The sequence below is a fragment of the Altererythrobacter sp. B11 genome (assembly GCF_003569745.1).
In the GTDB taxonomy this organism is placed as follows: Bacteria; Pseudomonadota; Alphaproteobacteria; order Sphingomonadales; family Sphingomonadaceae; genus Croceibacterium_C.
Window position 1 is genome coordinate 954392 of sequence record NZ_AP018498.1, and the last position, 25626, is coordinate 980017.

Sequence of the window (25626 nt, forward strand, 5' to 3'; positions counted from 1 at the left end):
CGCACTGCGCCGCCACGGGCAAGCCCGCCCGCACGCCGCGGCCGGTTTTATCCCCCGGCAAGCAGCGTGGCGTTGCCCCCAGCGGCGGTGGTGTCGATGCAGGTCACCCGTTCGGTGGCGAAGCGGGCCACGTAATGCGGGCCGCCGGCCTTGGGGCCGGTGCCGGAAAGCCCCTCCCCGCCGAAGGGCTGGCTGCCGACCACGGCGCCGATCTGGTTGCGGTTGACGTAGAGATTGCCCACCCGTGCACGCGATTCCACCAGCCGGCGGACCGAATCGATGCGGCTGTGGAGCCCCAGCGTCAGGCCGAAGCCCACGGCGTTGATCTCCTCGATCACCCGCTCGATCCCGCCGGAGGGGAAGCGGGCGACATGCAGCACGGGGCCGAAATTCTCCGCCTGCAGATCCGCGATGGCCCGGATTTCGATGATCGTGGGGGCGACGAAGTGCCCCTTCGCGCATTCGGAGGGCAGGTCGCGCTGCCACAGCCGCCGGCCCGCCGTTTTCATCGCGGCGATGTGGCGGTCGAGCGAGGCCTTGGCCTCCGCATCGATCACCGGCCCGACATCGGTGGCGAGATCGGCGGGATCGCCGATCACCAGCGCTTCGAAGGCGCCGCGGATCATCGCCAGCATGGCGTCGGCCACGTCCTCCTGCAGATAGAGCACGCGCAGCGCGCTGCAGCGCTGGCCGGCGCTCTGGAAGGCGCTCGACATCACGTCGCGCGTCACCTGTTCGGGCAGGGCGGAGCTGTCCACGATCAGCGCGTTCTGCCCGCCCGTTTCCGCGATCAGCGTGGCGATGGGCGCATCGCGCGCGGCGAGGCTGCGGTTGATCGCATGGGCGGTGGCGGTGGAGCCGGTGAAGGCGACGCCGGAGAGGCGGGGGTCGGAGGTGAGCGCGGCACCCACGCGGCCGTCGCCCGGGGCGATCTGCAGCACTTCGGGGGGGATGCCTGCCTCATGGCACAGGTCGACCGCGAGGGCGGCGATCAGCGGCGTCTGCTCGGCCGGCTTGGCGATCACCGTATTGCCCGCCGCCAGCGCGGCGGCGGCGGGGCCGATGAAGATCGCCAGCGGGAAGTTCCACGGCGAAATCGTGGCGAACACGCCGCGCCCGTGCAGGCGCAGCAGGTTCTGTTCGCCCGTGGGGCCGGGCAGCGGCTGCGGCGCGGCGAACAGCATCCGCGCCTCGCAGGCGTAATAGCGCAGGAAGTCCACCGCCTCGCGCAGTTCCAGCACGCTGTCGGCCAGCGTCTTGCCGGCTTCGCGCTGGCACAGGGAGAGGAACTCGGTCGTGTGCGCCTCGAACAGATCGGCGGCCTTGTCGAGCAGCTCGGCCCGGGCCATGCCGCCCAGCGCATCCCAGCCCGGCTGCGCAGCCTGCGCCCGGCCGAGGCACAGATCGACGTCCTGCGGCGAGGCATGGAGCACGGCGCCGACCAGACTGCCATCCTGCGGGGAACGGACCTGCGCCGCATTGTCCGGCATGTCTGACCGGCAGGTGGGCAAGGCCCGCCAGCGGCGCTCGTGCAGGCTCTCCAGCTCGGCCAGCAGCGGTTCGCGCACCAGCGGGTCCGCCAGATCCACGCCGGCGCTGTTGCGGCGGTTGGGGTAGATTGCGGCCGGCAGCGGGATCGCCGGATTGCGCTTCGGCTCCAGCGCGGCGAGCTGGGCAACGGGATCGGTCACCAGCTCTGCCACCGGCACTTCCGCATCGGCCATGCGGTTGACGAAGGAACTGTTGGCCCCGTTCTCCAGCAGGCGGCGTACCAAATAGGCGAGCAATTCCTTGTGCCCGCCCACGGGGGCATAGATGCGCACCGGCGTGGGCTTGCCCGCTTCCTCGGCCGCCAAAGCGGCATAGACATCCTCGCCCATGCCGTGGAGGCGCTGGAACTCGAACTCCGTCTCCGGCCCTGCCGCACGGCCCAGCGCCTTGATCGCGCCAATGGTGTAGGCATTGTGCGTGGCGAAGGCGGGATAGATGGCATCCTGCGCCGCCAGCAGCCGATCCGCGCAGGCGAGATAGGAGACATCGGTGCCCAGCTTGCGGGTGAACACCGGATAATCGGGATAGCCGCCGACCTGGCCCAGCTTGATCTCGCTGTCCCAATAGGCGCCCTTGACCAGCCGCACCATCAGCTTGCGATCATGCTTGCGGGCCAGGCGGATCACCCAGTCGCACAGCGGGACCGCGCGCTTCTGATAGGCCTGCAGCGCGAGGCCGAAACCCTCCCAGCCGCCGGAGAAGAGATCGTCGTCGGCCACCAGCGCCTCGATGATGTCCATCGAAAGCTCCAGCCGCTCCGCCTCTTCGGCGTCCACGGTGAAGTGAATGTCCGCATCGCGGGCCGCCATGGTCAGGTCGCGCAGCATCGGCAGCAGCGCGGCGCGCGCCGCCTCCGCATGGTGGAAATCATAACGGGGATAGAGCGCGGACAGCTTCACGGAGATGCCGGGGCTGGCGCGCATCCCGCCGCGCCCTTCGCGCGCGAGGCGGGCGATCGCCGCGGCATAGCTGGCGCGATAGCGCTCGGCATCGGCGAAGGTCATCGCCGCTTCGCCCAGCATGTCGAAACTGTGGGTGAGGCCGCTCTTGCGCTCCGGTGCGGCGCGCTTCAGCGCCTCGTCGATGGTGCGGCCGAACACGAACTGGCCGCCCAGGATGCGCATGGCCTGCAGCACCGCCTTGCGGATCACCGGCTCGCCCACGCGGCCCACGGCGCGGCGCAGCGTGTTGGCCAACCCCGCTTCGGCACGGCGCCCGCCATGCAGCACCTGCCCGGTCAGCATCAGCGAGAAGGTGGCGGCGTTGACGAAGGTGGAATTGCTTTCGCCCAGATGCTCGGACCAGTCGATCTCGGCCAGCTTGTCATGGATCAGCGCGTCGGCCGTGCCAGTATCGGGCACGCGCAGCAGCGCTTCGGCCAGGCACATCAGGGCGATGCCTTCCTCTGTCCCCAGGCCGTAGCTTTGCAGGAAGGCGTCGAGCCCGCTCGCCTTGCGGGCGCGGGCCCCCTCGATCAGCCGCGCGGCCAGCGCCGCGGCTTCGCCATGCAGGGCGGAGGAGCGCGCCGCCTGCCCCAGCCGCTGCTCCACGCAGAGCTGTTCGTCCTGTCGGTATGCGGCGCGGAGAGTCGTTCGATCGAGAGCCATTGTCCGCCCTTGAACTTGGTTTCATCTGTAATCAAGCGCCGCACCCGGTGGATGTGACCCGCTGTCGATGTTCGCCGGAATCACGCCGAGACGCAAATGGCCGCGCGCGATTGCCTCCGCCGGCGCCATCGCCTAGCCCGAGGAAAAGGGAGAGCGCATATGCGAATGGGCAAGGGACCGTCCGATTTTCCGGTTCACGCGAATGGCACGGTGGCCGATGCCATCGCCGCCATCCTCAAGCGCGAAGGGGTGGAGATCGTCTTCGGCTATCCCCGCAACGCTATATTGGAAGCCGCCGCGCGGATCGACATCCGCACGATCATCGTGCGGCAGGAACGCACCGGCATGCATATGGCCGATGCAGTCAGCCGCATGAGCAAGGGCGGCACCATGGGCGTGTTCGTGATGCAGCAGGGGCCGGGGGCGGAAAATGCCATGGGCGGCGTGGCGCAGGCCTTTGCCGACAGCGTGCCGGTGCTGGTGATGCCGCAGGGCTATGCCCTCAGCCAGATGCATGTGCCGTTCAATTTCAATTCCACCCGCTCCATGGCGAGCTTTGCCAAGCATGCCGAGCCGCTGACCGCGCCCGATCAGGTGGAGCCGGTGCTGCGCCGGGCCTTCTCCATGCTCCGCAACGGCCGGCCGCAGCCGGTGGTGGTGGAATTGCCTTTCGACATGATGGACCAGCCCTTCCCCGGCCCGCTCGCCTATCGCCCCGGCAAGGTGGCGCTGAGCGAGCCGGCGGCGCGCGATGTGGAGGCGGCGGCCGACCTGCTCGTCTCCGCCAAGAACCCGGCGATCTATGCCGGGCAGGGCATCCACTGGTCCGAAGCCTATGATGGCTTGCGCGAACTGGCGGAATATCTGGCGATCCCGGTGATGACGAGCCTGCCGGGCAAGAGCGCCTTCGACGAAACGCATCCGCTCGCGCTCGGTTCGGGCGGCAACGGCATCAATGGCTGCGTGCGCACATGGCTGGACGAATGCGACGTGCTGCTGGGCATTGGCTGCAGCTTCACCGCCACCTCCTTCGGCCTCACCATTCCGCCCGGCAAGCGGGTGATCCATGCCACGCTGGACCCGACCGATATCGACAAGTCCGTGCCCTGCGAAGTCGCATTGGTGGGCGATGCGCGGCTGACGCTGTCCGCGCTGATCGACGCCGTGTGGCGCCGCGTGCCCGAGCCGCGCGAAATGGCGCCGGTGGCGGCGCGTATCCGCGAGGTGGAGCAGGCCTGGTTCGCCGGCTGGGAAGCGAAATGCACGCAGGATACCAGCCCTCTGTCCCCCTATCGCGTGCTGTGGGATCTGCAGCAGACGGTGGATGTGGCCAACACCATCATCACCCATGATGCCGGCAGCCCGCGCGATCAGCTGGTGCCGTTCTGGAAAAGCATCACGCCGCATTCCTACATCGGCTGGGGCAAATCGACGCAGCTCGGCTATGGCCTCGGCCTCGCCATGGGGGCCAAGCTCGCCTGCCCCGACAAATTGTGCATCAATGTGTGGGGCGATGCGGCGATCGGCTTCACCGGCACGGATCTGGAAACAGCCGCGCGCGATGGCATTCCGATCCTGTCCATCCTGCTCAACAACGAAGCCATGGCAATCGAACTGCCGATCATGCCGGTGGCGACCGAGAAGTTCCGCGCGACCGACATCAGCGGCGATTACGCGGCCTTCGCCCGCGCGCTCGGCTGCCATGGGGAGCGGGTGACCGCGGCGGAGGAAATCGTGCCGGCGCTCCGGCGCGCGATCGCCGCCGTGGAGGCGGGGCAGCCTGCGCTGGTGGAATTCATCACCGAGCAGGAAACGCAGATTTCCCGGGGTGCGCTGCCGGCATAACCCGGTCTTAACCCTGTGCTGTCATACCGGTCCCCTCGTGAGGGGGGATCATGGACGATCTGCTGGCCGAATTCCTGGCGGAAACGCGCGAGATGCTCGCCGCGCTTTCGGGCGAGCTCGTCGCCTGGGAGGCGGAGCCGGCGGACCGCGCCAGGCTGGATACGATCTTCCGCTTCTTCCATACGGTGAAGGGCAATTGCGGCTTCTTCGATTTTCCGCGGCTCGAACGGTTGAGCCATGCGGCGGAAGACGCGCTGGCCGATGTTCGCGCCGGGCGCCGGCAGGCGGATCAGCGGCTGGTGGATCTGGCGCTGGCGGTGATCGACCGGATCGGGACAATGGTTGGGGAGATCGAGGCGCAGGGCCACCTCCCCGAAGGTGATGATGCCGATCTGATCGCGCTGCTGCGCGCGCCGGCGGAGGATGCCCCGGTGGAATTCCGCCGCCCGGCCGCCCCGCGGGCCGACGGCACGGCAGACCAGCGCACCGTGCGCCTGCCGGTCGATCTGATCGACCAGGTGATGAGCGGCGTTTCCGAAATGGTGCTGGTACGCAACGAACTGGCGCGGCGGATGCAGGCCCTCGGCGGGGAGAGCGGGCTGGACGCGCCCTTCGCCCGCCTCTCCAGCCTGCTCAACGAAGTGCGCGATGCGATCACCCGCACACGGATGCGGCGGATCGACGGGCTGTTCGCCACTTTCCCGCGGCTGGTGCGCGATCTCTCGGCCGATCTCGGCAAACAGGTGCTGGTGGATATCGAAAGCGGCGAGGTGGAGCTGGACCGCGAGATGATCGAGCTGATCCGCGATCCGCTGGTCCACCTCATCCGCAATGCGGTGGATCACGGGATCGAACCGCCCCAGGGCCGCCGCGCCGCCGGCAAGCACGAATGCGGCATCATCAGCATTTCCGCCCGGCAGACGGGCAATACGATCCGCATCGGCATCATGGATGACGGGCGCGGGATCGATGTGGATCGCCTTGCCGAAAAGGCGCTGGCCGCCGGCCTGCGCAGCGAGGCGGAGCTTGCGGCGATGGACCATGCCGAACGGGTGGAGCTGATCTTCGAACCCGGCCTGTCCACCGCCGATGCGGTAAGCGCGATTTCCGGCCGCGGCGTGGGCATGGATGTGGTCCGCGCCAATCTGGAGAAGTTCGGCGGCACGCTGGAAATCGAATCCACGCCGGGGGAAGGCAGCCGCTTCCTGATCAAGGTGCCGCTCACCCTCTCCATCCTGCCCAGCCTGACCGTGCGTGCCGGGGGGCAGACCTTCGCCCTCCCGCGATCCTGCGTGGAAGAGATCGTCAGCCCGATCGCCGGGGAGCTGGCCTTCTCGCAAGTGGGGGAGCGGCGCTATCTCGCCCATCGCGATCGGCAGCTGGCCTGCGTGAGCCTGGCCGATGCGCTGGGGATAGACGGCGGCGCCGCCGCGCCGGGCCAGTTCTACGCCATCGTGCGGCTGGGCTGGGGCGATCTCTATGCCCTCGCGGTGGATGCGGTGGTCGATCATCAGGAACTGGTGATCAAGCCGCTGGCCCCGGAGATCATGCAATCGGGCCTGTTCGTCGGCTGCACCCAGCTGGACGATGGCTCCCCGGTGCTGGTGCTCGATGCTTCGGCCATCGGCCATGGCGCGGGTATCCCGCGTGACCTCAGGCGGCCGAGTGCCGCCGACCGCGCCGTATCGGCGGAGGCCGAGGCACAGGGCGTGCAGGTGATGCTGCTGCGCGATCTGCGCGGCATGCGGCAGGCGATTCCGATCGATGCCGTGGCCAAGGTGGAGCGCGTGCCGCTCTCCGCGGTACGGCTCATGGGCGCAGGTTCCACCGTGACGCTGGGGCGTGCGATCGTGCCGCTGGCCGGCGTGCCGGAGGACGCGGGGGCGCTGCCCGATCCGCTGGTGGTCCTGCACCTCGATCACGGCACGGAGCGGTTCGCCTATGCCGTGCGCGAAGTGGCGGATGTCACCTGGTTGCCTGCGGCATCGCAGCGTCCGGCAGGGGCCGGCGTCTCCGGACTGGCGCTGATCGAGGGCCAACAGACCGAAATGCTCGATTGCTCAGCGCTGTTCATCGGCCTCCGCGCCGGAGCTGGTGAGCGCTCGCGCGTTCTCGACCAGGTGGGGGCGGCATGAACGACATGCTGCTGGTGATCGCGCTCGGCGGGCGGCAGGCGGTGCTTGCGGCCGATGCCGTGGATGCGGTGATCGAGGTTGAGCGCCGCGTGCCCGTGCCCGGCGCGCCGCCGCATGTCGCCGGGCTCGCCGCGCTGCGCAGCCGGCCGCTGACGCTGGTCGACTGCCGCGCGGCCATGGGCCTCGCCCCCGCCGATGCTGATGAAGCCGCGGCGGCGCGCGCGGTGGTGATCGAGCAGGGCGGCCATCTCTATGGCCTGCTGGTGGATCAGGCCGACGCGATCGTCGCCGCCACGGCGGCGCCAGGTGCGCTGGGGGCCGATCCTGGCGCCGGCTGGCGCCGCGCCTGCCGCGCCATGGTGCCCACGGAAGCCGGCCTGCTGCCGCTGCTGGACATTGCCACGCTGATCGCCGGGCCGGGGGAGACGGTTGATGCTTAAGCTAATGATTAGGTTTGCGATCTATGCCGAGGGGAAAAGCAGAATGAGGTCGCATCCATGAAGCATTGCCTGATCGTCGATGATTCCCGCGTCATCCGCCGGGTTTCGCGGCACATTGTCGAAAGTTTCGGCTTTGCCGTGTCCGAAGCGGAGAATGGCGAGGAGGCGCTGGTCGCCTGCGACGCGGCGATGCCCGACGTGATCCTGCTCGACTGGAACATGCCGGTGATGGACGGGATATCCTTCATTGCCGAACTGCGCCGGCGCGAGGGCGGGGGCGTGCCCAAGGTGCTGTTCTGCACCACCGAGAACGACGTGGCGCATATCCGCCAGGCCATCGAGGCCGGGGCGGACGAATATGTGATGAAGCCGTTCGACCACGATACGCTGCAGATGAAGCTGCAGATCATCGGCGCGGCCTGAGCAGCAGCAGCAGCCTTCGCGATGACCGACATGAGTTCCGCGCTCGGCTTTCATCCCGGTGACCAGCGTGGGCCGCGGGCGCTGCGGGTGCTGGTGGTGGACGATTCGCCGGTGGTGCGCAGCGTGCTGCGCTCCATCATCGTCGCCGAACCCGATCTGGTGCTGGCCGCCACCGCCGGTAGCGCGGAAGAGGCGCTCGACCTGCTCGACACCACATCGGTGGACGTGATCCTGCTCGATCTCGAGATGCCGGGCCGGGGCGGGCTGGGCGCGATCCCGCAGATCGTCGCCAAGGGTGCCCCGGCGCGCGTCTTCGTGCTGTCCTCGCTCACCGTTCGCGGGGCGGAGCAGACGCTGGCGGCGCTGTCGCTCGGCGCGGCGGACACGCTCGCCAAGCCGCGCCCGGGCGAATACGGGCCCTCCTATCGGGAAATGCTCGCCCGCCGCATCCGGGCGCTGGGGCGGGTCGCGCGGCGCCGGCGCAACGAGGCTGCCCTGGCCGAGCGGCCCCCGCTGCGCAGCTGCTGCGCCCACCGGCCGGAGCTGCTGGCCATGGGCGCTTCCACCGGCGGCATCCATGCGCTGGTGCAGCTGCTGGGGGCGCTGCCGGCGCGCGTGTCCGTGCCGATCCTGGTGACGCAGCACCTGCCGTCCTCCTTCTCCGAAGCCTTCGCCCGCCAGCTCCACGCCGCCTCCGGGCGGGAGACGCTGGTCGCCGCCGACCGCATGCCGGTGCGCCCGGGGCGCATCCTGGTGGCGCCGGGGCATGCCCATCTGGCGCTCGCCACCGGTGCCGACGGAGGGCTGCTGGTGCGGCTCGACAATACGCCGGCGGCCAATGGCTGCTGCCCCTCGGTGGATGTGATGTTCGCCAGCTGCGCCCGGCAATTCGGCGCGCGCACCATGGGTGTGGTGTTGTCCGGCATGGGGCGCGACGGGGCGGAGGGCGCGGACGCGCTGGTCGCCAGCGGCGGCACCGTGCTGGCGCAGGATGCCGCCAGCTCCGCCGTGTGGGGCATGCCCGGCGCGATCGCCGCCGCGGGCCTTGCCTCCGCCCTGCTTTCGCCGGAGCAGATCGCCTATCGCATCGCCAGCTGCACGGCGCAGGCGTGACCGGCGCCCTCGCCAGCGCGGCGCCCTTGCCGCTGCCCGGCGGATGCTCGCCCGATCCGCGCGAGGTGGCCCTCGGCATCGTCGCCGGCCTGCTGGAGGCGCGCACCGGCCAGCGGTTGACGGCTGAACGGAGCTGGCGCGTGGGCGGCGCGCTTTCCGGCGTTCTGCGCCGGCACGGCCTGGTCTCGATCGAGGAACTGGGAGAGCGCCTCGCCCGCCCCGACGAGGCGGCGCTGGCGCGGCAGGTGGTGGACGCGCTGCTCAACAACGAAACCTCCTTCTTCCGCGATCGCCTGCTGTTCGACCAGATCGACAGCTGCGTGCTGCCCGATCTCGCCGCCCGGCGCGCGCGCGGCCGCCGTCTCACGGTGTGGTCGGCGGGGTGCTCCACCGGGCAGGAAGCCTATTCGCTTGCCATCCTGCTCGCTTCCGCGCCGGAGCGGTGGCGTGGCTGGAAGATCGACATCCTCGCCACCGATGTGTCCGCCAGCATGGTCGCCGCCGCGCGCGAGGGGCTCTATTCGCAGTTCCAGATCCAGCGCGGGCTGGGCGTGGCCCAGATGATGCGCTGGTTCGAAGAGGATCCGGGCGGCTGGCGCGCGCGCCCCGAACTGCGCCGCATGGTCCGCTTTGCCGAGCACAATGTGCTGAACGAAGCGCCGCCGCCGGGCCGATTCGACCTGATCCTGTGCCGCAATGTCCTGATCTATTTCGATCACCCGACTCGCGCTGCGGTGCTGGACCGGCTGGCCGCCGCGATGACCGATGATGCCTGGCTGATGCTGGGCAATGGCGAGACGGCGGACGCCAGCGAAAAGCTCTGCCCTATGCGGAATTGCTGGGGTTTCCGCCGCGCCGGTGCGGCCGTGGACATCGCGCTTCAAGGCTTCCGCCGCTCAGCGCCGTCAAAGGCGTAGGAACGGTTCACCCAAACTTAAGTAGTAGGGCCTATTGGAAAACTCCTCGCAGGGAAAGGGGGTCCCGAGTGTCGCTAATGGAGCGCCAGCCAAAGGTGCCATCCGCATTTCTGGTTACCGCGCCCATCGCGGTGCTCACGCTGATTTCCGCTGTCGTGCTCGGCCTGCTGATCCGCCGGCTGGGTGATTCCCATGGCACCTTCGCGATCCTGCTGTGGGGCGGGCTAGCCTACGCCGCCGCCGCCGCCTTCGCCATCCGCCACGGTCTGGCCAACATCGCCCGGCTGGAAACGCTCGGCCTTACCGACAGCCTCGCCGGCTTGCCGAATCGCCGGGCGCTGCATCTCGATTACGCCCGCGGCAGCCCCTCGCAGCCGCGCGCCCTGGCGCTGGTCGATCTCGACGGCTTCAAGACGATCAATGACCAGTATGGTCACTTCGTCGGCGACCGGCTGATCAAGGAATGCGCCGCCCTGCTGAGGGACCTCTGCGGCAAGGATGCCCGGGCCTATCGCCTGGGGGGCGATGAATTCGCCATCCTCGTCACCGGCCCGATCGCGGGCAATATCCTGGAGGGCATTTGCCGCTCCATGCTCACCCGGCTCGAACGGCCGATCCAGATCGACAAGCGATCGGTGGTGATCGGCGCCAGCGTGGGCCTGTCGCGCAGCACGGAGAACGACGCCTTTTCCTCGTCAGAGCTGCTCCGCCGTTCCGACGTGGCAATGTATGCCTCCAAGGAAGCGGGGAAGAACCGCTGCACCTGGTTCACCAAGGATTTCGACCGCGACCGCGATCTGGCGCAGAAGGTCGAGGAAGACCTGCGCGAAACGCTGCGGCGCAACGAATTGCGCATCGTCTACCAGCCGCTGGTCGATGCGCAGAGCTGCGACATCGTGGCGGTGGAAGCGCTGCTGCGCTGGCACCGGGATGACGGATCCGAAATCAGCCCCACCAGCTTTATCGCCGTGGCGGAAGAAACCGGCCTGATCTATCCGATCGGCCTGTGGGTGCTGCGCAAGGCCTGCGCCGACGCACTGGGCTGGGGCGAGATCAAGCTGTCGATCAATGTTTCGCCGGCGCAGCTGCGCAATCCCGAATTCCCCATCGACCTGGGCCAGATCCTGGAAGAGACGGGCTTCCCGGCCTCCCGGCTGGAGCTGGAGATCACCGAAACCTATCTGGTCAACGATCCGGTGGTCGCCAGCCGCAATCTCGATGTCATCCGCCATTTCGGCGTCAGCATCGCGCTGGACGATTTCGGATCGGGCTATGCCTCGATCGGCTTCCTGCGCAGCTTCCGCTTCGAAAAGCTCAAGATCGACCGTTCGCTGATCGTGGATGCGGCAAAGGACGGCGGATCGCTGGCCATGCTGGCATCCAGCATCGCCACCGCCCGGGCAATGAACATGGCGGTGACGGCCGAAGGCGTGGAAACCGCCGCCCAGGCCGAACTCGTGCGCGCCGCCGGCTGCGACCAGATCCAGGGCTGGTATTTCTACCGCGCAATGGAGGCGGCGGAGATGGGCAAGTGCTTCCGGAAGAGCCGCGACAATATGGAAAGAGCGCATGGATCTGTCGCCTGAAACCGCCCGCCCCGATACGATGGAGCAATATGCCGCCGAGCTGCGGCACGACCGCCGTGAACTGGCGGCCGAACGCGCGGCTGTAACGCCGCATGGGCTGGCCGGCCGCGTCGCCGCCTCCATCGGCTGGAAGCTGACGGTGCTGTTCGGCGCCGTGGCCAGCGGCGCGTTGCTGATGTTCTGCGTTGCGAGCTTCACCCTGCTGACAGGCACGGCGGAGGGCAATGCGCTGGCCATCTCCGTCATGGTGATCGCCGGCGTGATGCAGATCCTCGCCCTGCTCGCCATCCGCTTCGTGCGCAGCGAGCTGGTGGTGCCGATCGAGCAGGTCTGCGCCGCCATGCGCCAGCTGGCCGGCGGGGACCGGAAGGTGGACGTGCCCCATGCCGATCGGCGCGACGAGGTGGGCGAAATGGCCCGCTGCCTGTTGGTGGTGCGCAAGGCCGCCAATCATTTCGACCGCATCCGCCGCGAACGCGAACAGGCGAGCGCGGAGGAGCTGCGGCGGCAGGTGGAGCTGGAAAGCGAGCGGGAGGAACTGCGCGCGCGCCAGGCGGAGCTGCTGCGCCGCCTGTCCGATCGGTTTGAAACCACGGTGGGCGAAATCGTCAGCAGCGTGGCGGCCGCTTCCAGCCAGCTGCAGGCGACGGCCAGCTCCATGGCCTCATCCGCGGAGCAATCCTCCATGCAGACGGGCGATGTGTCCGCCCTGCTGGACGAAGCCTCTGCGGGGGTGACGGCGGCGGCGGCGGCGAGCGATGAATTCGCCATGTCGATCGGCGAGATCAGCCGGCAGGCTTCGACCTCGGCCGAGCTGGCGCGAAACGCCTCCCACGCCGCGTCAGAGGCCGATTCGACGATATCCGCCCTGTCGCAATCGGCTAGTGAGGTGGGTGAAATCGTGGAAGTGATCTCCAAGATCGCCCAGCGCACGAACCTGCTGGCGCTCAATGCCTCGATCGAGGCGGCGCGCGGCGGGGAAGCGGGCCGCGGCTTTGCCGTGGTGGCGGCGGAAGTGAAGGATCTCGCCAGCCAGACCGGCAAGGCCACCGAAGCGGTGGCGCGCCAGATCCGCGCGATCCAGGGCACCACCACTGCCAGCGTTGAGGCGCTGCGTGACATCGCCCGCCAGATCGAAGAGCTGGAATCGACCTCCGTTTCGATCGCCGCGGCGGTGGATCAGCAATCCGTGGCGGGGCACGATCTTGCACGCAGCATCGATCTTGCCGCGCAGAATACCGAACATGTCTCCCACAACATTCAGCAATGGCGCGAAGCCTCGCTGGCGACCGGGGAAGCAGCCGCGCTGGTGCTTACCTCCGCCACCGATCTCGAACGGCAGGCGGTGACGTTGAAGACGCATGTGGAGGAATTCGTCGGTCAGGTCCGCGCCGGCTGACCAGAACCACCGGGGGCGCGAGGCCCCCGGCCCTCTCGCGTTCAGGCCTCGGCGGTTTCGGCCACCTTGCTGAACTCCCGCTCCGCCAGGAAGCGTTCGGCATCAAGCGCCGCCATGCAGCCGGTGCCCGCCGCCGTCACGGCCTGGCGATAGGTGTGATCCATCACGTCGCCGCAGGCGAACACGCCGGGCACATCGGTTTTCGGCGTGCCGGGCTTTACCAGCAGATAGCCGCTTTCATCCATCGGCAGCTTGCCGCGGAACAGCTCGGTCGCGGGCGCGTGGCCGATCGCGACGAAGGCGCCTTCGCAGCCGAAGGTGCTGAACTCGCCCGTCTCGGTATCGGCCAGCCGCAGGCCGGTGAGGCCGCCCGCCAGCGGATCGCCCAGGAATTCCTCCACCCGCTTGTTCCACAGCACGCTGATGCGCGGATGGGCGAACAGCCGGTCCTGCAGGATCTTCTCCGCGCGCAGATCTCCGCGGCGGTGGATCAGCGTCACATCCTCGGAATGGTTGGTGAGATAGAGCGCTTCCTCCACGGCGGTGTTGCCGCCGCCGATCACCGCCACCTTCTTGCCGCGATAGAAGAAGCCGTCGCAGGTGGCGCAGGCGGAAACGCCCTTGCCCGATAGCGATTCTTCCCCCGGCACGCCCAGCCATTTGGCCTGTGCGCCGGTGGCGATCACCAGCACGTCGCCCACATATTCGTCGCCGCTGTCGCCCTTCGCGGTGAAGGGCGATCCGCCGGCAATGTCCACCTCGGTGATGGTGTCCCACATCATCCGCGTGCCGACATGCTCTGCCTGGGCCTGCATCTCCTGCATCAGCCAGGGGCCCTGGATCACGTCGCGGAAGCCGGGGTAGTTCTCCACATCGGTGGTGATGGTCAGCTGGCCGCCGGGCTGCAGGCCCTGCACCACGATCGGCTGCATCCCGGCCCGCGCGCCATAGATCGCCGCCGAAAGCCCCGCCGGGCCCGAACCGATGATCAGCATTCTGGTGGTGTGGGTGGTCATTGCTGCAACATGCCCCGTCCGAAGAAATCCTGCCTGCTAGATGGCGTGAACGGGGATTCGATCAAGCCGTGCGGATCATGTCCGCCGCTTTCTCCCCGATCATGATGCAGGCGGCGTTGGTGTTGCCGCCCACGATGCGCGGCATGACCGAAGCATCCGCGATGCGCAATCCCTCGATCCCGCGCACCCGCAGCCGGGCATCGCACACCGCATCCTCGCCCGTGCCCATGGCGCAGCTGCCCACCGGATGCATCGCCGTGTTCACCGCCTGGCGCACCCAGGCATCGATCTCCGCATCGGTGCGGACATCGGGGCCGGGGGCGATTTCGGTGCCCACCACCTCCGCCAGCGGAGAGGTGGCGAAGATCTCGCGGATCATCGGCACGATGCGGCGGAAGAAGGCGCGGTCGTTCTCGGTCGCCAGCACGTTGGACAGGATGCGCGGCTTGGCCCGCGGATCGGCGCTGGCCAGCTTCACCCAGCCGCGCCCCTCCGGCCGCAGCTGCACGCAGGCCATCGCCACCACATCGGGGGCGGGCTTCTTCACGCCGGGGAACCAGGGGCGGGCGAAGATGCTGGTCGGCTGGAACAGGCATTGCGCATCGGGCCGCTCCAGATCGGGCCGGGTCTTGACCCAGCCATTGGCCGTCACCGGCATATTGGCGATCCGCCCCTTGCCGGTGGCGAGCCATTCGAGCATCGACAGGGTTAGTCGGTCGAAGCGCAGCTCGTTCGTCAGCGTCACCTCGCGCTGCGCGCCGGAGATGATGCCGACCGAAGGATGGTCCTGCAGGTTGCGGCCGACGCCCGGCAGATCCTGCACCACGGCGATGCCATGCTCGCGCAATTCGTCGGCCGGGCCGATGCCCGACAGCATCAGCAATTGGGGCGTATTGAAGGCGCCGCCGCACAGCACGATCTCGCGCTCAGCCTCGATCCGCTGCTCGCGACCATCCCCAATAAATTGCAGTGCCGTTGCGCGGCCGTTGCTGATCTCGATTTTCGTGGCCAGCGCGCCGGTGATGACGGTGAGGTTTGGCCGCTTCATCGCGGGATGGAGGAACCGCGCCGCCGTGCTGCCGCGCCGCCCGTTGTGGATCGAGATGTCCGGCGATCCCCAGCCTTCCTGGTCCGGCCCGTGGTGATCGCGCTGCGTCTTGTAGCCGAGCGATTTCGCCGCTTCGATGAAGCGGGGGAACAGCCGCTTGTCCGGCACATGCTTGGTGATGGAGAGCGGGCCCCCCGTGCCGTGATAGTGATCCGCCGGGCCCCAGTGGTTTTCGGACCGCTTGAAGAAGGGCAGCACATCGTCATAGCTCCACCCCTCCAGGCCGAGCTGGCGCCATTCGTCGTAATCGCGCGGATGGCCCCGGGCATAGAGCATCCCGTTGATAAGGCTCGATCCGCCCAGCCCCTTGCCGCGCGGCTGGCGCAGGCGCCGGTTGTCCGCATGCGGCTCCGGCTCGCCTTCGTAGCCCCAGTTGAAGCGCTTGTCGGCCATCACCATCGGGAAGGCGATCGGCATCGTCAGCAGCGGATGCCGCTCGTTCCGGCCGGCCTCCACCAGGGTCACCCGCACATCGGGATCTTCCGACAGGCGTGCTGCCACCACGGCGCCGGCAGACCCGCCGCCTATCACCAGATAATCTGTTGTTTGCGTCATTGGCTGGAGAATCGTCCGGATTTGACCTGGGTGATCTTGCCACCCGCGGTGCGGTACATGTTGATGCTTTCCACCACCCGCACATCGCCCTTCATGGTCGGCCAGACCTCGAAATCTGGCCAGTCCTTGAAGGTGGTGAAGGTGGTGCGGGAATGGAGCGCCGCGCCATCGGGCGCGACGATGAGATCGAGCACCTCCAGCTCTTCCGAAATGTGATCGAACACGCGGGTGTAGAAGGCGACGATCCCCTGCGCTCCGACGATCCGCTTGCGGTCGCCCAGGCAGAACTCCACGTCATCCGCGTAATAGCTCGAAAAACCGGCAAAATCCCGCGCGTTGAAGGCGGCGAGATAGCGGCGAAAATCCTCTTCGGTCATACCTTCTCCTCCTCCCGGACGTTCTCCGCGGCCGGCAGGCTGCGGTCGCGGATGATGTCGCTCGCCTTCTCGGCGATCATGATGGTGGGGCCGTTGGTGTTCCCGCCGGGCACATCGGGCATGATCGAGGCATCCACCACGCGTAGCCCTTCCAGCCCGTGGACCCGCAATTCGGGATCGCACACGGCGCCGGGGCCGATGCCCATGGCGCAGGTGCCCACCGGATGCTGCGTGGTGCCCGCCGTGGCGCGGACATGCGCATCGATCGCCTCGTCGCTCTGCACCTCTGCGCCGGGCAGCACCTCATGGTCGATCAGCCCTGCCTGCGGCTCCGTGCCATAGATCTTGCGCGCCATGCGCAGGCCGGCACGGGCCGTGGCGAGATCGGCCTCATTGTCGAACAGGTTCAGCTGGATCGCCGGCAAATCGTGCGGATCGGCCGATTTCAGCTTCACGAAGCCGCGCGATTGCGGGTGGAGCAGGATCACATCGGCGGAAAAGGCGTGCGGCGGGCTCTTCACGAAGCCGGGGAACCACAGATGCGCGGTCAGCTTCACGGGATTGGAGAACAGCTGGATATCCGGCTGCTCCAGCCGCGGATCGCTGCGCAGCATGGGATTGGCGCTGTTGAGCTGCCGCGCGAAGGGCCCGCTGCCGAACAGATACCACTGCGCCACCGCCCGCACAGCGCGATCGAGCCGCAGCTGATTGACGAAGGTCACCTTGCCCTTCGCGGCGAATTCCAGGGGCACGCGCGGATGTTCGCCCAGATTGCGCCCAACGCCGGGCAGATCGTGCACCACCTTGATGCCCTGCGCAGCGATCTGCTCCGCCGGGCCCACGCCCGAGAGCAGCAGCAATTGCGGCGAGTTGTAGGCCCCGCCGGACAGGATCACCTCGCGCCGTGCGCGGGCCACGCGCACCTCGCCGCCGCGTTCGAATTCCACGCCGATGGCGCGTCGCCCTTCGAACACCACGCGCCGGGTCAGCGCCTCGGTTGCCACGGTCAGGTTCGGCCGTTGCATGGCGGGCTTGAGATAGGTTTCGTAGGTGGAGGCGCGGCGGCCCTTCTCGTCGATGGTCAGTTCCACCAGGCTCGCGCCCTCTTCGGCGCCGCTGTGGATGTCCTCCGTCACCGGATAGCCGGCATTGGCCACCGCCTGCATCAGCTCGTCATGCAGCAGGTACTGGGTGTTGTTCTTCGTCACCGGCAGCGGGCCATCATGCCCGTAATGCGCATTGTCCGCGCGCCAGCTCCGCTCCATCCGCTTGAAATAGAGCAGGACTTCCGAATGGCTCCAGCCCCGGCAGCCCATCTGCGCCCAGCGGTCGTAATCCCGGCTGTGGCCGCGCATATAGACCATGCCGTTGATCGAACTCGATCCGCCCAGCAGCTTGCCGCGCGGCAGGAACAGCCGCCGCCCGTTCAGATGCGGCTCGGGCTCCGTCATCATCCGCCAGGTCAGCTCGGGCTTCAGCATCGCCTTCATCATGCCCAGCGGCATGCGCACCAGGAACTTGTCCGCCCCGCCGCCCGCTTCGAGCAGCAGCACGCGCGTGGCGGGATCCTCGGTCAGCCGCGCGGCGAGAACCGAGCCGGCCGATCCGGCGCCAACGATCACGTAATCGAAATCGCTTTCCAGGGTCCCTCTCCTCGCGGACGATCTAGTAAGTGTCGCTTACAATCTCTATGCGCTGCCGCAGCGAAGACGACAAGACTCGGGAGTGTGCCTCGTGAACATCCAGACCCCTATCGAAAGCCGCGTGCAGGCCTTCCGTGACCGCTGGCAGGGTAAGACCGGCAAGATGCTGATCGGCGGCGAATGGCGTGAGGCCGCGAGCGGCGAGACCTTCTCCACCGAGGATCCCGCGACGGGTGAAAAGCTGGCCGATGTCGCCAGCGCCGGGCAGGAAGAGGTGGATGCCGCGGTGGCCGCCGCCCGCGCCGCCTTCGAAGGCCCGTGGCGCAAGGTGAAGCCCGACGAGCGGGCGCGGCTGATCAACCGGCTGGCCGACCTGATCGAGGAAAATGGCGACGAGTTGGCGCTGACCGAGACGCTGGATGTGGGCCGGCCGATCCAGTTCAGCCGCATGGCCGATGTCGGCGGTGCGATCAGCCAGCTGCGCTATCAGGCGGGCTGGGCGACCAAGCTGCAGGGCGAAACCAACGAGATCTCCGCCCCCGGCGAGTGGCTGAGCTATGTGCTGCGCGAGCCGGTGGGCGTGTGTGCCCAGATCGTGCCGTGGAACTTCCCGCTCGCCATGGCCTGCGGCAAGATCGGCCCGGCGCTGGCGGCGGGCTGCACCGTGGTGCTGAAGCCGGCGGAGCAGACGCCGCTCTCCACCATCCGTCTCGGTGAGCTGGCGCTGGAAGCCGGCTTCCCCGAAGGCGTGATCAACATCGTCACCGGCTATGGCCGCACCGCGGGCGCGATGCTGGCCGGCCATATGGACGTGGACAAGGTGGCCTTCACCGGCTCCACCCAGACGGGGCGGGCGATCATCGAAGCGGCCAAGAGCAATTTCAAGCGCGTGAGCTTGGAACTGGGCGGCAAGTCGCCCACCTTCATCTTCGCCGATGCCGATCTGAAGAAGGCAATCCCCGCTGCGGCCATGGGCATCTTCTTCAACGCCGGCCAGGTCTGCGCTGCCGGCTCGCGCCTGTTCGTGCAGGAAGAGGTGGCCGATCAGGTGCTGGAAGGCATCGCCGGCATGGCCAGGATGCTGCGCGTGGGCCACACGCTCGATCCCGAGACAGTGATCGGCCCGCTGGTCAGCGAAGTGCAGCTGGACCGCGTGACCGGCTATATCGAGAGCGGGCGTCAGGAAGGCGCCAGGGTGATGGTCGGCGGCGGCCGTAAGGAAGGCGCCGGCTGGTTCGTGGAGCCGACGGTGCTGGTGGATACCGAAGCCAGCATGAAGGTGCGGGCGGAGGAGATCTTCGGCCCCGTGCTGTGCGCCACCCGCTTCTCCGCGGAGGACGATGCCGATCGCCTTGCCGCCTTCGGCAACGAAACGCAGTTCGGCCTCGCCGCCAGCATCTGGACGCGCGACATCGGCATGGCCCACCGGCTGGCCCGCCGCCTCAAGGCCGGCACGATCCGCATCAACGGCTCGGGCGGGGTCGATCCGGCGCTGCCGCTTGGCGGCTTCAAGGCCAGCGGCTGGGGCCGCGAGAACGGCAAGGCCGGCGTCGACGCCTATACGGAACTGAAGGCGATTTCGGTCGCGCTCGACTGAGCAGTGGGGGCCGGTCCCGGCCGGCCCCGCCTGCCATTCTGCGGTGCGCCGAAGCGCAGCGCGCTATTGCGGTTTGCCGCTCGCGTCGAAGGCGAAGTTCACCGAAACATTGGGCGCCAGATCGCCGCCCGTGGCGCCCGTGCCGATATTGAAGGGCGCGCGGGCGATGGTGGCATTGCCCTCCACATGCCGCTTTATGCCGGTACCGGTCAGGCGGAACGTGATCGCTTGCGGCCGGGTCACGCCCTTGAGCCGCAGCGTGCCCTTGGCGCTGTAGCTGTTTGCCCCGGTCTTGCGGGCGGAACTGGCGCGGAACACGGCCTGGCTCGCCTTGTCGGCGTCGAAATATTCCTCGCCCTTCAGCATGCCGTCCTGCGTGGCATCGCCGACGGACGCGCTGGAGAGATCGATGTCGATGCGGATGTCGGCCTTCTCCGGGTTCTCCGGATCGAAGGCGATCTTGCCGCCCCAGCGCGCGAAGGAGCCGGTGATCGCTTCTCCGCCATTGCTGACCGAGAAACCCAGCCGACCGCCGGAAGCGATGGTCCAGACCGGCGGCGGGCCGGCGGGGGCGGTAGCGGCGTCGCTCGGTTCAGCCGCGGCGACTTCTTCGGTGGCCTCCGGCGTCGGTTCGGCCGTGGGGGTGGCGGTCTCTTCCAGGTCGGCGGGCGCCGCGGAGGGGGGGAGTGCACCTACCAGCGGCTCGGACACTTCGGCTGATGTGTCCTCGTTCTGCTCCTGCGCATTGTTGCCGGCAACATAGGTGCCGGTGGCGAAGAACAGAGCCACCACCGCGATGCCCAGCAGCGCGCCCGTCAGGCGGGTGGGGGCCATGCGCACCAGCAGCGCCCGGCGCAGCAGCACTTCATGGCGAATTGCGCCCACAACATGGAGCACGAACAGGGCGATGCCGACCCAGGCGAGGATCTCATGCGTTTCCTCCGCCGCCTCGCTGATCCCGCCCGGTAGCGGCAGGTGCGGCAGCGGCACCACGCCGTAAAGCACCGTCGGCACGCTGAGGCGGGAGGTTGAAACCACGGCCCAGCCGGTCAGCGGCGCCAGCAACATGAAGGCGTAGAAGCCGATATGGACGGCATTCGCGAGTCTATGGGTAAGGCCCTGCTCCACCGCCGGCGGCCGACTGTGCGTGGCGCGCCAGCCAAGCCGGATCAGCGTCAGCAGCAGGATCGTGATGCCCACGGACTTGTGCAGCTGGAACAGCGCGAAGCCTTCCGGCCCGCGCGGCATGGAAAAGCCCAGCGCCAGCTCGAAAGCCAGCGCGAATGCAATGAGCCAGTGAAGGATCATTGCGCCTTTGCTGTATCTCACCATTTCCCCAACCTCTCATGCGTCCGTGGCAGGATTTAGCACGCCCGATCGCCGTGAACAGCAATGGCCGTTCGATTGACATTGTCAACTTCAAGAGGGGGGCATCAGAACCGGCCGGATTGGAAATCCGCGAACGCCTGCTGGATCTCCTGCGGCGTGTTCATCACGAAGGGGCCGTAGCGTGCAACCGGCTCGTTTAGCGGGCGCGCCGCGATCAGCAGCAGGCGCGCGCCTTCCGCGCCCGCGACCACGCGCACCAGATCGCCTTCATCCAGCACCGCAAGGTCAGGATCGTGGACCGCGGTGCCGGCCACCTCCACCTGTCCCTGATACACCGCCAGGATCGCGTTGCGGTCGGCGGGAAGGGGTTCCTCGAATGTCGCGCCCGGCGCCAGCGTGATGTCGAGCAGCAGCGGATCGGTGGCCGCGCTGCGCGCCGGGCCTTCCAGGCCCGAAGACAGCGTACCGGCCAGCACGCGCACCGTCCCGCCGGTGAAATCCACATGCGGAATGCCTGCGGCGGAGAATTCCTGATAGGATGGCTCCACCATCTTCGAGGCTGCCGGCAGGTTGATCCACAGCTGGAAGCCCCACAGCCGCCCATCCTCCATCACCGGCATTTCCGAATGAAGAATGCCCCGCCCCGCCGTCATCCACTGGATGCCGCCCGCCTCGATCACGCCGGAATGGCCCTTGTTGTCGCCATGCTTCATCGCCCCGTCGATCATGATCGTCACGGTTTCGAAGCCGCGGTGCGGGTGCTCGGGGAAGCCGGCGATGTAATCGTCGCGCGCGTCGGAGCGGATCTGGTCCAGCATCAGGAAGGGGTCGAGCTGCGGCAGGTCGCGATTGCCCAGCATCCGCGTCAGCCGCACGCCGGCCCCGTCGGATGCCGCTTCCCCGCGCGAGACGAGCTTCACGCCGCGCACGCGGCTCCGGGTGGTGGTGGGATTGCTGGTCATCTGGTGTCCTCCGTGGCTCTGGCGCCCATATAGGCAGCCGGAACGTCATTTCGCGTAGGGACACGGATGTAACCGCCCCGCTACCGGGGGAGCGTGGGTTGCCCCGCCGGGCAAAGTTTGACATCGGCCCGCAGCGTTATGTTCAAACGCGATGCGATAGAGGCGAAGGCCGCCCCGGCAATGGATTTCATGGGCGGCTTTCTGGCCGGGCAGCCTGAGTGGGTGCAGGCGCTGGCCGGTCTCGCGATCCTCGCCCTGGCGGCCGCTGCGGCCAATTTCATCATCAAGAAGGTGATCCTGCGCGCTGCAGCGCCCTTCCTTGACCAGCGCAGCGACACGGTGGACCGGGCGGCGGCGCGCCTCGCCAATGTGGTGCCGGCGCTGATCGTCTCCTCCGGCATCGGGCTGGTGCCGTATCTGCCGGCGGCCGTCATAACCGTGGTGGAAAATGTCGCCTCCGCGCTGATCGTGGTGAGCATCGCCTTCGCGATTGCCGGCGGCCTCGATTATGTGGACGAGCGCTATCGCCGCCGCCCAGAATCGCGCAGCCGCCCGATCAAGGGCTACATCCAGCTGCTCAAGATCCTGCTTTTCGTCGGCATGGCGATCCTCGTCATTGCCGCGCTGATGGAACAATCGCCGCTGCTGCTGCTGTCCGGCCTCGGCGCCATGGCGGCGGTGGTCATGCTGGTGTTCAAGGACACGATCCTTTCGCTGGTGGCCTCCGTCCAGCTTACGTCCAACGACATGCTGCGCGTGGGCGACTGGATCGAGATGCCGGATCTGGGCGCGGATGGCGACGTGATCGATATCGCCCTGCACACGGTGAAGGTGCAGAACTGGGACAAGACGATCACCACCATCCCCACGCACCGGCTGATCTCCGACAGTTTCAAGAACTGGCGCGGGATGGCGGAATCGGGCGGGCGGCGGATCAAGCGCGCACTGCTGGTGGACCAGAACTCGATCCGCTTCCTCAGCGCGGATGAGGTGCGCCGCTTCCGCCGCTTCAGCCTGCTGGACGCCTATGTCGCCCGCAAGGACGAGGAGCTGGCGCGCTGGAATGCAGAGCATGCCGGCGCTGCGCAGGATCCGGTAAACGCGCGCAAGCTCACCAATATCGGCACCTTCCGCGCCTATGTGGTGGGCTATCTCCATGCGCATCCACGCATCGCCCAGGACATGACGCTGATGGTGCGCCAGCTGCCGCCGACCTCCGCCGGCCTGCCGCTGGAGATCTATTGCTTCACCAACACCACGGCGTGGAGCGATTATGAAGGTATCCAGTCGGACATCTTCGACCATCTGATGTCGATCCTGCCAGAGTTCGGCCTCCACCTGTTCCAGCAACCAAGCGGGCTCGATGTGCAGCGCCTGCTGACAGAGCAGGGCGCGGACTCTGCCATCCATCATTGATGCTTATGGATAAGCACAAATATTAAAAATTCGACTGATTGAAGGGGCAATGCGATGACCCTCGGCAACAGCCTGTCACGAGAACAGGTGTGCTGGGGAGTGTCTCATGCCGAAATCGCTGTTCGCCACCACGGCCCTCTCGCTGATATTGCTGAGCGGGGCTGCGCATGCGCAGTCCACGCCCGCAGAGCCCGAGGACGGATCTACGGCGACGGACAAGCCCTCCGGCCTATCCGTCATCACCGTCACCGCGCAGCGGCGTGAGGAGAGCCTGCAGGACGCCGCCATCCCCATCAACGCGGCGACAGGTGAGGAGCTCGCCCGCGCCGGCGTGGTGGACGCGACGCAGCTAAACAAGATCGCCCCCGCGCTCTACGTGCCCGAGGCGGGCGGCGCCAATGTCGGCTATTTCGTGCGCGGCGTCGGCAATTTCGCCAACAATGGCTACACCAATCCCGCCGTCGCCTTCAATCTGGACGGGGTCTATATCGGTCGTCCGTCGTCCACGGTGGCCTCCTTCCTCGACGTTGATCGGGTGGAGGTGCTGAAGGGGCCGCAGGGCACGCTCTATGGCCGCAACGCTACGGGCGGGGCCGTCAACGTGATACCCAACACTCCGCGCATCGGCGTGCTCGAAGGCAACGCCAGCGTGCAATATGGCAATTACGATGCGCTGCAGCTCACCGGCGCGCTCAACCTGCCGGTGGGGGAGAGGGTCGCCGCGCGCTTCTCCGGCGCCTATTCACGGCATGATGGCTATTATTCGGATGGCACGGCCTCGGCGAAGGATCTCGCCCTGCGCGGCCAGATCCGCTTCGCCATTTCGCCGGATGCGGACATTCGCCTGTCGGCCGACTACTCGACCCAGAAGGGGACCGGGCCCGGCCTCAATATAGACGGGGTCTATCGCTTCACGCCTTTCTCCCCCGGCGCCACCGTGCCCAACTGGCAGTTCATCCCCGCGCCCGCCAATGTGCGCGAGCCGTTCACTGGTCTCTTCGCGCCGCAGACCCAGGCCTTCATCGAAGGGAACGCCACTGCGGCGCCTCTCTATGCCCCCATCAACGGCTATGCCTATCCCTTCCGGGACGACGAATATTGGGGCGTCAATGCGGAGCTGAAGCTGGCGCTGGGCGCGGCCGATCTGGTGGTTATCCCGGCCTATCGTCGATCGGAGCTCGACAATCAGTTCAACGGGCCGCCGTTCAAGGGCGCGCTGAACCGGGACAAGGCGGAGCAATACAGCCTCGAAGCGCGGCTTTCAGGCGACAGCGGTCCGCTGGAATGGCTGCTCGGCGCCTATTATTTCGACGAAAACGTTGATGGCGTGAATTCCTACAACCAGTTCGCCACCGTCTCCTTCCAGGATTTCTCGTCTAGCACGGAATCCTTCGCGGCTTTCGCCCGCGGCAGCTTCAGCGTGACGGAGGATTTCCGCATCGTCGGCGGCATCCGCTACACGGATGAGAGCCGCTCAATCGATGCCCTGTCGATCGCCACCACCGGCATCTGCTTGATCGAGCCGCCGTTCGGCCCGCCAAGCTGCCCGCAGGTGCCCACGGTGCCGCTGGGCCTGACGCTGCGGGATTCGCTGGCCCAGCTGGATTCGGCGCTGTTTCCCGCCGGCTCGCCACTCGATGCACCCGTGCCATACGGCGCTTTCCCCTATGGCCCCTTCGGCATGATGGGCCCGCAGGCGCTGCTGGTGAACACCCCCACCACGATCGATCGGTCCGCCGGGGATGATGAGATCACCTGGCGCGCGGCGCTGGAATATGACGCCACGCCCGACAATCTGCTCTATGCCAGCTTCGAGACGGGCTTCCGCGCCGGCGGCTTCAACCTGACCTTCGGGCAGGAGGAGTACGAGCCCGAATATATCGACGCCTACACCCTCGGCACGAAGAACCGCTTCTTCGACAACCGGCTGCAGTTCAATCTGGAGCTGTTCTACTGGAAGTATCGGGCGCAGCAGCTGGCGGCGCTCGGCGTCGACGCGCGGGGCAACAATTCCTTCTTTACCCGCAATGTCGGCAAATCCTCCATCAAGGGGGCCGAGGCGGAGTTCGAGTTCCTGGCGACCGACACCACGCTCATCCGCGGCGGCGTGCAATATCTCGACGCGACCTATGACAGCTTCGTCTATGATCAGGTCGATCTTTCCGACCCAGGCGATCCGCCCAATTTCCTGACGCCGGTCACCGGCTGCGCCTATGCGCAGAACCTCGCGCCCACGCGGTCCTTCACCATCGATTGCTCCGGCAAGCCCGCGCTCAATGCGCCCGACTGGACCGTCAATCTCAGTCTGCAACAGACCTTCGAACTGCGCGATGCACAGCTGATCGCCACGCTCGGCGGGCGCTATCGCAGCGATCGGGTGATCGGCTTCAACTATCTTCCCGGAGGGAATAGCGGCGAGGATGTGACGATCGACGCCAGCGTATCGCTGGTGCCCGATGACCGGGGCTTCACCGCCACGCTCTTCGTGCGCAATCTCACCAACGAGACGATGCGCTCGCTTTACCAGCTCGGCGCGGCCAATGTTGCATCGGCCACGCTGGAGCCGCCGCGCACCTATGGCCTGCGGGTTGGCTATGAGTTTTGACA

18 protein-coding genes are annotated in these 25626 nt (G+C 67.5%); 11 read left to right on the top strand and 7 right to left on the bottom strand.

Annotation, left to right across the window (positions count from 1 at the left end; translation table 11 throughout):
• Window positions 1-47: 47 nt before the first annotated feature.
• Entirely contained in the window at window positions 48-3158 is a 3111-nt protein-coding gene (putA, locus tag AEB_RS04560; protein ID WP_119082127.1) for a bifunctional proline dehydrogenase/L-glutamate gamma-semialdehyde dehydrogenase PutA, read from the bottom strand.
• A gap of 159 nt (window positions 3159-3317) precedes the next feature.
• Between putA and AEB_RS04565 the strand changes: the two genes are divergently transcribed.
• The 8 genes from AEB_RS04565 (at window position 3318) to AEB_RS04600 (ending at window position 13016) form a co-directional block, all read left to right on the top strand.
• Window positions 3318-5003, top strand: coding sequence for a thiamine pyrophosphate-requiring protein (locus AEB_RS04565; protein WP_231958905.1), 1686 nt, complete (start codon window positions 3318-3320; stop codon window positions 5001-5003).
• Between the two features lie 50 nt (window positions 5004-5053).
• A complete protein-coding gene (locus tag AEB_RS04570; protein ID WP_119082129.1) occupies window positions 5054-7138 on the top strand; it encodes a chemotaxis protein CheA in 2085 nt (694 codons plus the stop codon).
• Window positions 7135-7578, top strand: a complete 444-nt coding sequence (locus AEB_RS04575; protein WP_119082130.1) for a chemotaxis protein CheW — start codon at window positions 7135-7137, stop codon at window positions 7576-7578. The genes AEB_RS04570 and AEB_RS04575 overlap by 4 nt, the downstream gene beginning before the upstream one ends.
• 57 nt (window positions 7579-7635) lie before the next feature.
• Window positions 7636-8001, top strand: coding sequence for a response regulator (locus AEB_RS04580; protein WP_119082131.1), 366 nt, complete (start codon window positions 7636-7638; stop codon window positions 7999-8001).
• A 21-nt stretch (window positions 8002-8022) separates the two neighbouring features.
• Complete coding sequence (cheB, locus tag AEB_RS04585) at window positions 8023-9114, top strand: chemotaxis-specific protein-glutamate methyltransferase CheB (protein ID WP_231958906.1); 1092 nt, start codon at window positions 8023-8025, stop codon at window positions 9112-9114.
• Window positions 9111-10031: a CheR family methyltransferase gene (locus tag AEB_RS04590; RefSeq protein ID WP_172593002.1), complete on the top strand. Its 921-nt coding sequence runs from the start codon at window positions 9111-9113 to the stop codon at window positions 10029-10031. The genes cheB and AEB_RS04590 overlap by 4 nt, the downstream gene beginning before the upstream one ends.
• 95 nt (window positions 10032-10126) lie before the next feature.
• Window positions 10127-11617, top strand: a complete 1491-nt coding sequence (locus tag AEB_RS04595; protein WP_231958907.1) for a putative bifunctional diguanylate cyclase/phosphodiesterase — start codon at window positions 10127-10129, stop codon at window positions 11615-11617.
• Window positions 11601-13016: a methyl-accepting chemotaxis protein gene (locus AEB_RS04600; RefSeq protein WP_119082134.1), complete on the top strand. Its 1416-nt coding sequence runs from the start codon at window positions 11601-11603 to the stop codon at window positions 13014-13016. The genes AEB_RS04595 and AEB_RS04600 overlap by 17 nt, the downstream gene beginning before the upstream one ends.
• A gap of 41 nt (window positions 13017-13057) precedes the next feature.
• On the opposite strand, the gene trxB is transcribed toward AEB_RS04600, so the two are convergent.
• The 4 genes from trxB to AEB_RS04620 all read right to left on the bottom strand — a co-directional run bounded on the left by trxB (window position 13058) and on the right by AEB_RS04620 (window position 17694).
• On the bottom strand, window positions 13058-14032 hold the full coding sequence (trxB, locus tag AEB_RS04605; RefSeq protein ID WP_119082135.1) for a thioredoxin-disulfide reductase: 975 nt from the start codon (window positions 14030-14032) through the stop codon (window positions 13058-13060).
• A gap of 61 nt (window positions 14033-14093) precedes the next feature.
• On the bottom strand, window positions 14094-15695 hold the full coding sequence (locus tag AEB_RS04610) for a GMC family oxidoreductase (RefSeq protein WP_119082136.1): 1602 nt from the start codon (window positions 15693-15695) through the stop codon (window positions 14094-14096).
• Window positions 15692-16072, bottom strand: a complete 381-nt coding sequence (locus AEB_RS04615; RefSeq protein ID WP_119082137.1) for a nuclear transport factor 2 family protein — start codon at window positions 16070-16072, stop codon at window positions 15692-15694. The genes AEB_RS04610 and AEB_RS04615 overlap by 4 nt, the downstream gene beginning before the upstream one ends.
• Window positions 16069-17694: a GMC family oxidoreductase gene (locus AEB_RS04620; RefSeq protein ID WP_197714472.1), complete on the bottom strand. Its 1626-nt coding sequence runs from the start codon at window positions 17692-17694 to the stop codon at window positions 16069-16071. Before AEB_RS04620 ends, AEB_RS04615 begins: the two co-directional genes overlap by 4 nt.
• A gap of 184 nt (window positions 17695-17878) precedes the next feature.
• Between AEB_RS04620 and AEB_RS04625 the strand changes: the two genes are divergently transcribed.
• Entirely contained in the window at window positions 17879-19312 is a 1434-nt protein-coding gene (locus tag AEB_RS04625; RefSeq protein ID WP_119084454.1) for an aldehyde dehydrogenase family protein, read from the top strand.
• A gap of 63 nt (window positions 19313-19375) precedes the next feature.
• On the opposite strand, the gene AEB_RS04630 is transcribed toward AEB_RS04625, so the two are convergent.
• Both AEB_RS04630 and AEB_RS04635 read right to left on the bottom strand, forming a co-directional pair.
• Window positions 19376-20620: a YceI family protein gene (locus AEB_RS04630; protein ID WP_231958908.1), complete on the bottom strand. Its 1245-nt coding sequence runs from the start codon at window positions 20618-20620 to the stop codon at window positions 19376-19378.
• A gap of 125 nt (window positions 20621-20745) precedes the next feature.
• The gene (locus AEB_RS04635; RefSeq protein WP_119082140.1) at window positions 20746-21603 is read right to left on the bottom strand and encodes a pirin family protein; all 858 of its coding nucleotides are present in this window, start codon (window positions 21601-21603) and stop codon (window positions 20746-20748) included.
• Between the two features lie 138 nt (window positions 21604-21741).
• Between AEB_RS04635 and AEB_RS04640 the strand changes: the two genes are divergently transcribed.
• Window positions 21742-23019, top strand: coding sequence for a mechanosensitive ion channel family protein (locus AEB_RS04640; protein ID WP_442858051.1), 1278 nt, complete (start codon window positions 21742-21744; stop codon window positions 23017-23019).
• Between the two features lie 106 nt (window positions 23020-23125).
• Window positions 23126-25624: a TonB-dependent receptor gene (locus tag AEB_RS04645; protein WP_119082141.1), complete on the top strand. Its 2499-nt coding sequence runs from the start codon at window positions 23126-23128 to the stop codon at window positions 25622-25624.
• The last annotated feature ends 2 nt before the right edge of the window (window positions 25625-25626 follow it).

Coding starts and splice junctions, on each gene's coding strand:
- putA (WP_119082127.1), bottom strand. CDS start 3,158: ATGGCTCTCGATCGAACGACTCTCCGCGCCGCATACCGACAGGACGAA.
- AEB_RS04565 (WP_231958905.1), top strand. CDS start 3,318: ATGCGAATGGGCAAGGGACCGTCCGATTTTCCGGTTCACGCGAATGGC.
- AEB_RS04570 (WP_119082129.1), top strand. CDS start 5,054: ATGGACGATCTGCTGGCCGAATTCCTGGCGGAAACGCGCGAGATGCTC.
- AEB_RS04575 (WP_119082130.1), top strand. CDS start 7,135: ATGAACGACATGCTGCTGGTGATCGCGCTCGGCGGGCGGCAGGCGGTG.
- AEB_RS04580 (WP_119082131.1), top strand. CDS start 7,636: ATGAAGCATTGCCTGATCGTCGATGATTCCCGCGTCATCCGCCGGGTT.
- cheB (WP_231958906.1), top strand. CDS start 8,023: ATGACCGACATGAGTTCCGCGCTCGGCTTTCATCCCGGTGACCAGCGT.
- AEB_RS04600 (WP_119082134.1), top strand. CDS start 11,601: ATGGATCTGTCGCCTGAAACCGCCCGCCCCGATACGATGGAGCAATAT.
- trxB (WP_119082135.1), bottom strand. CDS start 14,032: ATGACCACCCACACCACCAGAATGCTGATCATCGGTTCGGGCCCGGCG.
- AEB_RS04610 (WP_119082136.1), bottom strand. CDS start 15,695: ATGACGCAAACAACAGATTATCTGGTGATAGGCGGCGGGTCTGCCGGC.
- AEB_RS04615 (WP_119082137.1), bottom strand. CDS start 16,072: ATGACCGAAGAGGATTTTCGCCGCTATCTCGCCGCCTTCAACGCGCGG.
- AEB_RS04625 (WP_119084454.1), top strand. CDS start 17,879: ATGCTGATCGGCGGCGAATGGCGTGAGGCCGCGAGCGGCGAGACCTTC.
- AEB_RS04630 (WP_231958908.1), bottom strand. CDS start 20,620: ATGATCCTTCACTGGCTCATTGCATTCGCGCTGGCTTTCGAGCTGGCG.
- AEB_RS04635 (WP_119082140.1), bottom strand. CDS start 21,603: ATGACCAGCAATCCCACCACCACCCGGAGCCGCGTGCGCGGCGTGAAG.
- AEB_RS04640 (WP_442858051.1), top strand. CDS start 21,742: ATGTTCAAACGCGATGCGATAGAGGCGAAGGCCGCCCCGGCAATGGAT.
- AEB_RS04645 (WP_119082141.1), top strand. CDS start 23,126: ATGCCGAAATCGCTGTTCGCCACCACGGCCCTCTCGCTGATATTGCTG.